Below are 12,425 nucleotides of genomic sequence, written 5' to 3'. Positions count from 1 at the left end.
GGTAACACCGGGGCCGATATCTTCCAGCGTGGCGGGCCGTATCTGGCGCGCGGGGCCGAGGATCTGGTGCCCACCGCACAGCTGCTGGACACCTACAGCCCCGAGCTGTTCTGCACCATCCGCAACTACCACGACGAGGAACCCAAACTCCGGACGTACCTGGGCGGCAACGGCTACTCGCTGAACACGGAGACCGAGGCCCTGTCGGGGCTGAGCGCAATCCTGAACCCACTGTCGGGGGTCGTCTTGATCGCATCGATGCTCGGCGGCCTGGCCGGGCTGGTCGGCGGGGCGCCGAACCCCTACACCTGGCCGGAAAACCTGCCGCGGGTGAACGCCCGCGGTGGACCCGGGGGTGCGCCGGGCTGCTGGCAGCACATCACCCACGATCTGTGGCCCGCACCCGAATTGGTGATGGACACCGGCAACAGCATCGCGCCCTACAACCACATCGAGACCGGTTCGCCCTATGCGATGGAGTACGTGTGGGGCCGTCAGGTAGGGGATAACACGATCAACCCATGAAAATCACCGGTACCATCGTCCGACTCAGCATCTTCTCGTTGGTGCTGCTGCTGTTCACTGTGATGATCGTCGTGGTGTTCGGCCAGATGAGGTTCGACCGCACCAACGCGTACTCGGCGGAGTTCATCAACATCAGCGGGCTGCGGCAGGGCCAATTCGTGCGCGCCTCCGGCGTGGAGATCGGCAAGGTCGACTCGGTCGAGCTGGTCGACGGTGGTAAGCGGGTGCGGGTGAAATTCAACGTCGACCGCTCGGTCCCGTTGTATCAGTCGTCGACCGCGCAAATCCGCTACCTCAACCTGATCGGTGACCGCTATTTGGAGCTCAAACGCGGCGAGGGCGAGGGCTCCGACCGGATCCTGCCGCCGGGTGGCTTCATTCCGGTGTCTCGCACCTCGCCGGCGCTGGATCTGGACGCACTGATCGGTGGTTTCAAGCCGCTGTTCCGGGCGCTGGACCCGGAGAAGGTCAACACAATCGCGTCGGCGCTGATCACCGTGTTCCAGGGTCAGGGCGGCACCATCAACGACATCCTGGACAACACCGCGCAACTGACCAATCAGCTCGGGGAGCGCGATCAGGCGATCGGCGAGGTGATCAAGAACTTGAACATCGTGCTGGACACCACGGTTCGGCATCGCCAGCAGTTCGACCAGACCATCAACAACCTCGAGGTGTTGATCACCGGGCTGAAGAACCACGGTGACCAGTTGGCGGGCGGGACCGCCCACATCAGTAATGCCGCCGGCACGGTGGCCGATCTGCTGGCCGAGGACCGCGGTCTGCTGCACAAGACGCTCAACTACCTGGACGCCGTCCAGCAGCCGCTCATCGACCAGCAGGACCAACTGCAGGACTACCTCAAGAAGGTGCCGCCCGGGTTGAACATGATCGGGCGCGCCATCGGGTCCTACGGCGACTTCGTGAACTTCTATGCCTGCGACATCACGATGAAGATCAACGGCCTACAGGCCGGGGGGCCCATCCGCACGGTCCGGCTTTTCCAGCAGCCGACAGGTAGGTGCACGCCGCAATGAGATCGCTGGAACCTCCGAATCGGTTACGCATCGGGCTCATGGGCATCGTGGTGACGGTGCTCGCGATCGGCGTGGGTCAAAGCTTCACGAATGTCCCGATGCTGATGGCCAGGCCGGCCTACTACGGGCAGTTCACCGACTCCGGTCAAATCACCGTCGGCGACAAGGTGCGCATCGCCGGCATGGACGTCGGCAAGGTCGAGGGCCTGCGGATCGACGGTGACCACGTCGTGATGAAGTTCTCGATCGGCACCAACACGATTGGCAGCGAGAGCCGGCTGGCGATCCGCACCGACACCATCCTCGGTAGGAAGGTGATGGAGATCGAGCCGCGCGGCAACCAGCAATTGCGGCCCGGCGCCACACTGCCGCTGGGGCAAAGCACCACCCCGTATCAGATCTACGACGCGTTCTTCGACGTCACCAAGGCTGCCCAGGGCTGGAACATCGACACCGTCAAAGAGTCACTGCACGTGCTGTCGCAGACCATTGATCAGACCTACCCGCACCTGAGCCCAGCGCTGGAGGGCGTGGCCAAATTCTCCGACACGATCGGCAAACGCGACGAAGAGGTCAAACATCTTCTGGCCCAGGCCAATCAGGTGGCCAGCGTCCTCGGTGACCGCAGCGAGCAGGTCGACCGACTGCTGGTCAACGCGAAGACGCTGCTGGCCGCATTCAACGAACGCGGCCAGGCCATCAACGCGTTGTTGGCGAACGTCGCCGCATTCTCGGAGCAGGTCAAGGGCTTCATCAACGACAACCCGAACCTGAACCACGTGCTCGAACAGTTGCGTACGCTCAGCGACATCCTGGTGCAGCGCAAGGACGATTTGGCTGCCGGGCTCACCGAGGTGGGCATGTTCCTGCCGTCGCTGAACGAGGCCATTGCGTCGGGACCATTCTTCAAGGTGGTCCTGCACAACCTGGCCCTGTACCAGATCGTTCAGCCGTGGGTCGACGCCGCTTTCAAGAAGCGCGGGATCGACCCGGAGAACTTCTGGCGCGGCGCCGCGTTGCCGTCGTTCCGTTGGCCGGACCCCAACGGCACCCGGTTCCCCAACGGTGCGCCGCCGCCCGCGCCGCCGGTGCTGGAGGGCACCCCGGATCATCCGGGACCGGCCGTCGGACCCGGGTCACCGTGTTCGTACAGTCCGGCGAATCCGGGCGGCAACATCACCGTCGGGGACGAGGGTCTGCCGCGGCCGTGGAATCCGCTGCCCTGCGCGGGTGCGGCCATCGGACCGTTCGGTGGAGTCGGTTTCCCCGCGCCGGTCGACGTCGAGACGTCGCCGCCTAACCCCGACGGTCTGCCACCCACACCGGGCATGCCGATCGCCGGGCGACCGGGCGACCCGCCGCCGAACGTTCCGGGAACCCCGGTGCCGCTGCCGCAGCAGGCACCGCCGGGTGCGCGCACCGAGAACCTGGCACCGGCCGGGCCGACGCCGCCGCCGTCGACCTTCGCGCCGGCCCTGCCGCCGGGTCCGCCGGCACCGCCCGGGCCGGGCAACCAATTGCCGGCGCCGTTCATCAATCCGGGCGGAGCCGGAGGTAGCGGGGTCACGGGAGGTACCCAGAATTGAGCACCGTCTTTGACATCCGCAACCTGCGGCTACCCAAGATGTCGCGCACGACGCTGATTGTCGGGTCGCTGGTGGTGGTGCTGGCGCTCGTCGTCGGGTACGTCGGCTGGCGGCTTTACGACAAGCTGACCAACAACACCGTGGTCGCCTATTTCCCGGCGGCGAACGCGCTGTACCCGGGCGACAAGGTCCAGATCATGGGTCTGGCGGTGGGCTCGATCGACAAGATCGAGCCGACCGGCGACAAGATGAAGGTGACCTTCCATTACCAAAACAAGTACAAGGTTCCCGCCAACGCGTCCGCGGTGATCCTCAACCCCACCCTGGTGGCCTCGCGGGCCATCCAGCTGGAGCCGGTCTACAAGGGCGGCCCGGTGCTTGGCGACAACGCGGTGATCCCGGAGGAGCGCACCCAGGTCCCGGTGGAGTGGGACCAGTTGCGCAACAGCATCACCAACATCATCTCCAAGCTAGGCCCGACCAAAGAGCAGCCGACGGGGCCGTTCGGCGAGGTCATCACGTCCTTCGCCAACGGGCTGGCCGGCAAGAGCAAGCAGATCAACACGACGCTGAACAACCTGTCGCGGGCGTTGACCGCCCTCAATGAGGGTCGGGGCGACTTCTTTGCGGTGGTGCGCAGCCTTGCGCTATTCGTCAACGCTCTGCACCAAGACGATCAGCAGTTCGTCGCGCTGAACCAGAACCTGGCGGATGTCACCGGCCGGCTCGCGCAAAACGACACCGACCTGTCCAACGCGCTGCAGCAGTTCGACGGCCTGCTCTCCACCGTGCGGCCCTTCCTCGACAAGAACCGCGAGGTGTTGACCACCGACATCAACAACCTGGCCACCGCGACGAGCACAATCCTGCAACCGGATTCGCTGAACGGGCTGGAGACCGCCCTGCACGTCACTCCGACGGCCGCGGCGAACATCAACCAGATCTACCACCCGTCACACGGCGCGGTTGTCGCGATTCCCGCCATCACCAACTTCGCCAACCCGATGCAGTTCATCTGCAGCTCGATTCAGGCCGGCAGCCGGCTCGGTTATCAAGAGTCCGCCGAGTTGTGTGCGCAGTACCTGGCGCCGATCCTCGACGCGATCAAGTTCAACTACCCGCCGTTCGGTTTGAACCTGTTCAGCACCGCCGAGACGCTGCCCAAGGAGATCGCCTACTCCGAGCCGCGGCTGCAGCCGCCGCCGGGATACAAGGACACCACCGTCCCCGGGATCTGGTCGCCGGACACCCCGACCTCGCACCGCAACACGCAGCACGGCTGGATTGTCGCCCCGGGCATGCAGGGGCAGCAGGTGGGGCCGATCACCGCGGACCTGATGACGCCGGAATCGTTGGCCGAGCTCATGGGTGGGCCGAACATCGAGCCCGTCCAGTCGACCCTGCAGACGCCGCCCGGACCGCCGAACTCCTACGACGAGAACCCGATATTGCCGGTCATCGGCCAGAACCCGCCGCAGGTGCCGATTCCACCGCCGCCGCCGGGAGCTGACGTGGCCCCGGGTCCCGTAGCCCCCACCCCGGCGCCAGTGGCCGCGCCCGCGCCCAACGCCGGCGGGCCGCCGGTGCCTGCTAACACGGGAGGTGGCCAGTGAGGCGCGACGTGAGCGCGGTTCGCGCGAACGGAAAGCCGAACCGTTGGACACCGAGGCGCGCAACGGTGCTGATCCGCCACCGGTCCTGGCAGGGGCTGGTGCTGCTGGTGGCCGCGCTGGTGCTGAGCTCGTGCGGCTGGCGTGGCATCTCCAATGTGGCGATTCCGGGCGGTCCCGGTAGCGGGTCGGGTTCATACACGATCTATGTGCAGATGCCGGACACGCTGGCCATCAACAACAACAGCAAGGTCATGGTGGCCGACGTCCTGGTGGGCTCGATCAAAGAAATCAAGTTGAAGAACTGGGTGGCCACGCTGACGCTGGGTCTGGACAAGAGCGTCAAGCTGCCGAAGAACGCCACCGCCAAGATCGGCCAGACTTCGTTGCTCGGTTCTCAGCACGTGGAGCTGGCCGCACCGCCGAACCCGTCGCCGCAGCAGCTGAAACCCGGCGACACGATTCCGCTGAAGAATTCGTCCGCGTTTCCCACCACCGAGGAGACGTTGGCCAGCCTGTCGTTGATCCTGCGCGGTGGCGGCATTCCGAACCTCGAGGTGCTGCAGAACGAGGTCTTCAACATCTTCAATGGGCGCGGGGAGCAGATCCGGGCCTTCCTCGGCAAGCTGGATACCTTCACCAACCAGCTCAATCAGCAGCGCGACGACATCACCCACGCGATTGATTCCACCAACCGGCTGTTGGTCTACGTGGGTGCCCGTGCGGATGTCCTGGATCGCGTGCTGACCGACATCCCGCCGCTGATCAAGCATTTCGCCGACACCAAGCAGCTGCTGATCAACGCCGTCGACTCGGTGGGACGCCTCAGCCAGGCAGCGGACCAGTACCTGTCCGAGGCGCGCGGACCCCTGCATCAGGATTTGCAATCGCTGCAATGCCCGTTGCGGGAACTCGGCCGTGCGTCACCGATGCTGATCGGCGCGCTGAAGCTGATCCTCACGCAGCCGTTCGACATCGACAGCGTGCCGAAGGTGGTCCGCGGTGACTACATGAACGTGTCGCTGACCCTCGACTTGACCTACAGCGCCATCGACAACGCGTTCCTCACCGGTACCGGGTTGTCGGGAGCACTGCGCGCACTCGAGCAGTCGTTCGGGCGCGACCCCGAGACGATGATCCCCGACGTCCGCTACACGCCGAACCCGAATGACGCGCCCGGCGGACCGCTGGTGGAAAGGGCGGAGCGAGGACAATGCTGACCCCCTTCGTTCGACGCCAGCTCATTCTGTTTGGGATCCTGACGGTGATCTCGCTGGGTGTGCTGGGCATCTACTACTTGCAGATCCCCAGCCTGATGGGTGTCGGTCGGTACACGCTCAAGGCCGAGCTGCCGGCTTCGGGCGGGCTGTATCCAACGGGAAACGTGACCTATCGCGGCATCACCATCGGCAAGGTCACCGACGTCGAGCCCACCGAACACGGCGCCGAAGCGACGCTGAGTATCGACAGCCGCTACAAGGTCCCGATCGACGCGATCGCCAACGTGCACTCGGTGTCGGCGGTCGGTGAGCAGTATCTGGACCTGGTGTCGCCGGGAAACCCCGGCAAGTTCCTTTCGGACGGCCAGACCATCTCCAAGGGCACGGTGCCCTCCGAGATCGGGCCGGCGCTGGACACCGCCAACCGGGGCCTTGCGGTGTTGCCCAAGGACAAGATCGGCCAGCTGCTGGACGAGACCGCGGAATCGGTCGGCGGGCTGGGGCCCGCCCTGCAACGGTTGGTCGACTCCACGCAGGCGATCGTCGGCGACTTCAGGACCAACATCACCAACGTCAACGACATCATCCAGAACTCCGGGCCGATCCTCGACAGCCAGGTCAATTCGAATGACGCGATCGAGCGTTGGGCGCGCAACCTGAACACGCTGGCCGCGCAGTCGGCCGCGAACGACCAGCACGTGAGAAGCATTCTGTCCCAAGCGGCGCCGACCGCCGATCAGGTCAACGACGTGTTCAACGATGTCCGGGATTCGCTACCGCAGACGCTGGCGAACCTCGAGGTGGTGTTCGACCTGCTCAAGCGCTACCACACCGGTCTGGAACAGGTTCTGGTGTTCCTGCCGCAGGGTGCGTCGATCGCGCAGACGGTGGGCGCGCCGTTCCCGAACCAGGCGGCGCTCGACCTGGGGCTGTCGATCAACTGGCCGCCGCCCTGCCTCACGGGTTTCGTTCCGGCGTCGGAATGGCGGTCCCCGGCCGACACCAACATGGTGCCGCTGCCGTCGGGCACCTACTGCAAGATCCCGATGGACACGCCGGCCAACAGCGTGCGTGGATCGCGCAACATTCCCTGCGTCGATATCCCGGGTAAGCGGGCCGCCACGCCACGGGAGTGCCGCGACCCAAGGCCGTACGTCCCGGCCGGAACCAACCCCTGGTACGGAGACCCGAACCAGATCCTGACCTGCCCCGCGCCCGCCGCGCGCTGTGACCAGTCGGTGCGGCCGGGCATGGTGATCCCGGCACCGTCGATCAACAACGGAATGAACCCGGCGCCCTCGGACCGGGTCGCCGGGACGCCCCCGCCGACCAGCGACCCGTTGTCGCGGCCGGGATCGGGTACCGTGACGTGCAACGGACAGCAGCCCAACCCGTGTGTCTACACTCCGGGCGGGGGCCCCCCGTCGGCGGTATACAGTCCGCAGAGCGGTCAACTGATAGGGCCCGACGGAGTTAAATGGTCCGTCGAAAACTCGACAAAAACAGGAGACGACGGATGGAAGGAGATGCTGGCGCCGGCCGGCTGAACCCCCCACCGATGCCGATTGCTCGTCGTCTGCGCAGGCTCTCCCGAAGGCCAGGGCGGAAGAACCGTCAGGAATCCGAGGTCGAGGCCGACCAGACCAGCACCGACGTGGCGGCCGAGGATTCGTCGGAATCCGAGGCTGACGAAACCAGCGCCGAGGTGACCGCGCAGGCGGAGCCCGAGGTGACGGACGAGGCGGAGCCCGAGGGCGACGCGGACCAGCTCGCCGCTGAAGTGACCGCCGGGGATTCGGAGGAATCCGAGGACGCCGCCGTCGAGGGCGGGGATACCGCCGTGGAGCGCCGCCCGTCGCGGCTGGGTCGTCGGGGCTGGGTGGCCGGTATTGCGGCGGCGCTGGTCCTGGCCGCCGGGGGGATCGGGGCCGGCGGCTACCTTGCCCTGCGCTACCACCACGACAGCCAGGCGATCGCGCGCAACAACGCCGCGGCGCTCAAAGCGGCGATCGAGTGTGTTTCGGCGACCCAGGCGCCGGACACCAACGCGATGGTCGCGAGCGAACAGAAGATCATCGACTGTGGCACAGACGCTTTCCGCGCCCAAGCCCTGCTGTACACCAGCATGCTCGTCCAGGCGTACCAGGCTTCGAACATCCACGTGCAGGTGGCCGATGTGCGTGCGGCGGTGGAGCGCAACAACAAAGACGGTTCCATCGACGTACTCGTCGCGATGCGCGTCAAGGTCGCCAGCGACAAGTCGGAGAACGAGACCGGGTATCGGCTGCGGGTGACGATGGCGACCGCGGAGGGGCAGTACAAGATCGCCAAGCTCGACCAGGTGACGAAGTGACGGTGGTGGTCGAGCAGACTCAGGCTAAGACCCAGACCAAGGCGGAAGTCCCGGAGCCACCGCGAAATGCATTGGCGCCCTGGCACATCCGGGCGGGTGCGTTCGCACTCGACGTGCTTCCGGGCGCCGCCGTGGTGGCGACGATGGCGTTGGCCGCGCTGACCGTCCGCAAGCACCCGGTCTGGTGGTGGGTGTGCGTCTCGGTCCTCGGCGTGGCCATCCTGCTGACGTTGGTCAACCGGCTGGTGTTGCCGAGCGTCGTCGGCTGGAGCTTGGGGCGTGCGCGGTACGGCATCACGGTGCTACGCCGCGACGGCGAGCCCATCGGGGTGTGGGGGCTGCTGTTGCGCGACCTGGCTCATCTCCTCGACACCGTGTCGGTGGTGGGATGGCTATGGCCGCTTTGGGATTCACGCGGCTGCACCTTCGCCGACATGCTGCTGCGCACCGAGGTCCGCTGGGTCGAACCGGATCGGCGGCCGCCGAACATGCGGCGCTGGAGCGCGGTCGCGGTGATCACCGCCGCGGCGGTGTGCGTCGCGGGCGTCGGCGTGAGCTATCTGGTCGTGTACTCCCGCGATCGGGAGAGCGAACAAACCAGGGCCCAGATCCAGGTGCAGGGGCCGAAGATCGTCGCACAGATGCTCACGTACGACCCGAAGTCGCTGCACGACGACTTTTCCCGCGCCCAATCGCTGGCGACCGACAAATATCGGCACAAGCTCGCCGAACAGCAGGACGTCGTCCAAAAAGGCAACCCGGTCATCAACGAGTACTGGGTGACCGACGGCTCCATCGAATCGGCGACGCCGGACCGGGCGACGATGCTGTTGTTCATGCAGGGGCGGCGCGGCGTGGGGCCCGAGCAGCGCTACATCAGCGCGACAGTGCGCGTGAGTTTCGCCAAAGGCGGCAACGACCGCTGGCTCGTCGACGACCTCACCGTCCTGACCAAACCGAAACCGCCCGGGAACGGGAAATGAGCCCGCGCCGCAAGTTTGCGCCGGGCGAAGACTCGCTACTCGTCGCGCGGCCGCCGACGTCGTACCGGCCGTGGGCGTACCCGCTGATGATCGCCGTTGCCGCGCTCGTCATGGCGGCGGCGGTCACGGTCTCCACCCTGATGCTGATCTCTCATCAGTCCGCCGAACAGCAGGCGTCGAAAGACCGCCAGGTGCTCAATTACGTGACGGGTTTCATGACGGAGTTCACCTCCATCGATCCCTTTCACGCCAACAACTACGTAGACCGGATATTGGCCCAAGCGACGGGTGAGTTCGCCAAGCAGTACACCGACAAGGCGAACGAGATCCTGCTCCAGGTCGCGCGCGCCGAACCCGCCACGGGCACCGTCCTGGGCACCGGCGTCGAACGCTGGAACGACGACGGCACCGTCACCGTGATGGTGGCGACGGCGGTCACGTCCAAGTCGCCGGATGAGAAGCAGGTAATCGAGAACACGAATCGGTGGACGGTAACCGCAACGCAGGAAGGGAAGCAGTGGAAGATCAGCAACCTGCTGCAGGTGATCTGACCGAAAAGGCCTCGGAAACTTCGGAAACCCCGGAAGCCAAGGTGGCCAAGGTAACCAAGGAAGCTCAGAGCGACGATTCCGTCGAGCAGGACGAAACCGACTCTGCGGCAACAGAAGCGACCTCGGACGAGGAGGCGGCCGAGGCCGGCGAGGCCGGCGAGACCGCCGCGACGACCAAGGCCAAGCGCTTCCGCTTCAAGCGACTCGGCGGAAAGGGCAGGGCCATTGCCGTCGCGGTGGCGGCGGTGCTCTTCGTCGGTTCCGCGGCGTTTGCGGGTTCGACCCTGCAGCCCTACCTGACCGACCGTGCCACCGCCGCAACCAAACTCAAGGTGGCCCGGACCGCGGCCAACGCGATCACGACCCTGTGGACCTACACCCCGGAGAACATGGACGGCCTGGCCGATCGCGCCGCGACGTACCTCAGCGGCGATTTCGAAGCCCAGTACCGCAAATTCGTCGACTCGATCGTGGCGCCCAACAAGCAGGCGAAAGTGACCAACAGCACCCAGGTCACCGGCGCGGCGGTGGAATCGCTGGATGACCCGAACGCCGTCGTCATCGTGTACACCAACACCACGTCCACCAGCCCGCTGACCAAGAACATCCCGGCGTTGAAGTACCTGTCCTATCGGTTGTTCATGAAGCGCGTGAAGGGGCGCTGGCTGGTGACCAGGATGACGACCATCACCTCCCTGGATCTGACGCCCCGGCCGTAGCGCGGGCCGAAAGACCCTGCATCCCATGGCCGTTACTTCGCCGGTATCGGAGCGATCGACCGTTGCGGCGTTGTTGTTGCTGACCTTCGCCACCGGCTTGGCCGACTCGATCAGCATCCTGGCGCTCGGTCACGTGTTCGTCGCGAATATGACCGGAAACGTGATCTTCCTTGGCTTCTGGCTCGCGCCGAAAACCAGCATCGACCTGACCGCGGTCGTGGTGGCGCTGCCCACCTTCGTCTGCACCACCATCCTCAGCGGCCGGTTGGCACGGCACTTCGGCGAGCGCACCCGGTCGTGGATCACCACGGTGTTGGCGGCGGAGATCGTGTTGTTGATCGCGCTGTCGATCCTGGGCGGGACGGGAGTGCTGCGCTATCACGACAACACCAAGCTGATCCTGATCGGCGCGCTCGCGGTGACGTTCGGCCTGCAGCACTCGAGTGCCCGCCAGTTCGGGATCCAAGAACTTTCCACCACGGTGTTGACCTCGACGATCGTCAGCCTCGGCCTAGACAGCCGTCTCGCCGGCGGCACCGGTGCCCGCGAAAAGCTGCGGTTCAGCGTCGTTTTCACGATGTGTGCCGGCGCTTTTGCCGGCGCGACGATGTCGCGGTTCGTCGTCGCTCCGGTGTTCGGGGTCACCGCAGCGGTGGTGGCGGCAAGCCTGCTGATCTTCCGATTCGGGCCGAATGCCACCAAAAGTGCTGCGGCCGAAGCTAATTGAATGCCAGCCAGCTCGGCAGGCCGCGCTCGTGCGAGTCGCACAGCACCTGCCGGGTGTCGCACGAGCCCCGCGGTGACCCGGCGCCCGCCCACATGCCGCCGGTTTCGCGGCGCAGCACAATGGCCGAGGACCCACCGCCGTCGAGCAGGACGGCCGTGTCGCTGCCGAGGCCGCGGAACAGGTCCTGGATGTTGTCCGGTGTGTAGCTGCCGCCTTCGAAGATGTACATCTCGTCCTTTTGCTTCGCGTAGGCAAGGGCCGTACGCGCCGCGCTCGGACCTCCGTCGTGGAGCTGCCCGGTGTTGCCCGGCGCCAGCAGCCCGATGCCGGACACCGCGACGAACCTCGCGTTCTTGTTGAGCAGGTCCTGGATCACCGGGGTGGCGGAGTCGTAGTCGTTCTTGCCCTTCGGCCACACCACGTACGGCGCCGCACCCGACGGCAGGATCATCGTCGTCAGCGCGCTCCAGCTCTCGCCGCCGCCCGAAAGGCCTTGCTTGCCGGGATAGGCGACGGTGCCGGTGACCGCCTGGTTGGCGCGGCCCTGGCCGTTCGTGTTGTCCACGAACGCACCCAGCGGTGAACTGCAGCCGGTCTGCCGCCAGGAGCCGCCCTTCTGCGGGCGCACGTCGAAGAAGTTGGCGTTGATTGCGATCGTCGGTTGTCCCATCCGCTGCCACGCCTGCAGCGGCGGGTAGATCTCCGAGGCCTGCCAGAGTCCCTCGGAGGTTCGGGCCCCGGGATTGCTTTCGCAGCGCGCCTGGTCACCTTGGTGGCTGTCCACCAACAGATGCGGGGCAAGCCGCCCGGCCGCGTTCTTGATGATCATCAGGTGGCCGCCGTTGTTCATCTCGTACCAGCCACCGCCGGCGTTGAGCATCGGCGTGGGATGACCGGGGCCGAAGTTGTACACCAGGTAGGAGCCCTGGGTGGTGCTGATGGCGCTGGCCAGCATCTCCCGGCCGTCCGCGGCGCGCGCGACGGGCTGGCCCGTGGTGCTCGCCAGCGTCACGCACGCGAGCACGGCAGTGCAGCAGGCGGCCAGTCGGCGCCAACCTGGGGGGCGGGTCAGCACGGTAGCCCTTTCGGCCCGAGTGAGAATGCAACATGCACA

General features: G+C 66.0%; 12 protein-coding genes. 11 read left to right on the top strand and 1 reads right to left on the bottom strand.

Annotated elements, in window-relative coordinates; translation table 11 throughout:
• The 11 genes from A5747_RS10755 to A5747_RS10705 all read left to right on the top strand — a co-directional run.
• The coding region (locus A5747_RS10755) for an MCE family protein (protein ID WP_198938166.1) at nt 1–525 on the top strand (525 nt) is incomplete at its 5' end.
• Nucleotides 522–1,562 (top strand): virulence factor Mce family protein, encoded by a 1,041-nt coding sequence (locus A5747_RS10750; RefSeq protein ID WP_076123858.1) that lies wholly within the window; start codon nt 522–524, stop codon nt 1,560–1,562. The genes A5747_RS10755 and A5747_RS10750, both read left to right, overlap by 4 nt.
• Complete coding sequence (locus tag A5747_RS10745; protein WP_076123856.1) at nt 1,559–3,148, top strand: virulence factor Mce family protein; 1,590 nt, start codon at nt 1,559–1,561, stop codon at nt 3,146–3,148. The genes A5747_RS10750 and A5747_RS10745 overlap by 4 nt, the downstream gene beginning before the upstream one ends.
• A complete protein-coding gene (locus tag A5747_RS10740; protein WP_076123854.1) occupies nt 3,145–4,761 on the top strand; it encodes a virulence factor Mce family protein in 1,617 nt (538 codons plus the stop codon). The genes A5747_RS10745 and A5747_RS10740 overlap by 4 nt, the downstream gene beginning before the upstream one ends.
• 65 nt (nt 4,762–4,826) lie before the next feature.
• Entirely contained in the window at nt 4,827–5,978 is a 1,152-nt protein-coding gene (locus A5747_RS10735; RefSeq protein ID WP_076123852.1) for a virulence factor Mce family protein, read from the top strand.
• On the top strand, nt 5,972–7,525 hold the full coding sequence (locus tag A5747_RS10730; protein WP_076123850.1) for an MCE family protein: 1,554 nt from the start codon (nt 5,972–5,974) through the stop codon (nt 7,523–7,525). Before A5747_RS10735 ends, A5747_RS10730 begins: the two co-directional genes overlap by 7 nt.
• Nucleotides 7,495–8,331 carry an Mce protein gene (locus tag A5747_RS10725; RefSeq protein WP_076123848.1) on the top strand — a complete coding sequence of 279 codons (837 nt, stop codon included), beginning with the start codon at nt 7,495–7,497 and terminating at the stop codon, nt 8,329–8,331. The genes A5747_RS10730 and A5747_RS10725 overlap by 31 nt, the downstream gene beginning before the upstream one ends.
• Entirely contained in the window at nt 8,328–9,314 is a 987-nt protein-coding gene (locus A5747_RS10720) for an RDD family protein (RefSeq protein WP_076123845.1), read from the top strand. The genes A5747_RS10725 and A5747_RS10720 overlap by 4 nt, the downstream gene beginning before the upstream one ends.
• On the top strand, nt 9,311–9,865 hold the full coding sequence (locus A5747_RS10715; protein WP_076123843.1) for a mammalian cell entry protein: 555 nt from the start codon (nt 9,311–9,313) through the stop codon (nt 9,863–9,865). The genes A5747_RS10720 and A5747_RS10715 overlap by 4 nt, the downstream gene beginning before the upstream one ends.
• Nucleotides 9,832–10,584 (top strand): mammalian cell entry protein, encoded by a 753-nt coding sequence (locus A5747_RS10710; protein WP_076123840.1) that lies wholly within the window; start codon nt 9,832–9,834, stop codon nt 10,582–10,584. Before A5747_RS10715 ends, A5747_RS10710 begins: the two co-directional genes overlap by 34 nt.
• A 25-nt stretch (nt 10,585–10,609) precedes the next feature.
• Nucleotides 10,610–11,311 (top strand): YoaK family protein, encoded by a 702-nt coding sequence (locus A5747_RS10705; RefSeq protein ID WP_076123837.1) that lies wholly within the window; start codon nt 10,610–10,612, stop codon nt 11,309–11,311.
• Here the strand turns inward: A5747_RS10705 and A5747_RS10700 are convergent.
• Nucleotides 11,304–12,413 (bottom strand): phosphodiester glycosidase family protein, encoded by a 1,110-nt coding sequence (locus A5747_RS10700; RefSeq protein WP_142245522.1) that lies wholly within the window; start codon nt 12,411–12,413, stop codon nt 11,304–11,306. The two genes, A5747_RS10705 and A5747_RS10700, sit on opposite strands and share 8 nt — an antisense overlap.
• Nucleotides 12,414–12,425: the final 12 nt, after the last annotated feature.

Source organism: Mycobacterium sp. IS-836 (assembly GCF_001954275.1).
Taxonomy (GTDB): domain Bacteria; phylum Actinomycetota; class Actinomycetes; order Mycobacteriales; family Mycobacteriaceae; genus Mycobacterium.
Note: the sequence above shows the minus strand (reverse complement) of the source record. Positions and strands in the feature narration are given on the sequence as shown.

Bases quoted from the DNA above. Each gene is read 5' to 3' on its own strand.
- A5747_RS10750 (WP_076123858.1), top strand. From the start codon at position 522: ATGAAAATCACCGGTACCATCGTCCGACTCAGCATCTTCTCGTTGGTG.
- A5747_RS10715 (WP_076123843.1), top strand. From the start codon at position 9,311: ATGAGCCCGCGCCGCAAGTTTGCGCCGGGCGAAGACTCGCTACTCGTC.
- A5747_RS10730 (WP_076123850.1), top strand. From the start codon at position 5,972: ATGCTGACCCCCTTCGTTCGACGCCAGCTCATTCTGTTTGGGATCCTG.
- A5747_RS10725 (WP_076123848.1), top strand. From the start codon at position 7,495: ATGGAAGGAGATGCTGGCGCCGGCCGGCTGAACCCCCCACCGATGCCG.
- A5747_RS10745 (WP_076123856.1), top strand. From the start codon at position 1,559: ATGAGATCGCTGGAACCTCCGAATCGGTTACGCATCGGGCTCATGGGC.
- A5747_RS10705 (WP_076123837.1), top strand. From the start codon at position 10,610: ATGGCCGTTACTTCGCCGGTATCGGAGCGATCGACCGTTGCGGCGTTG.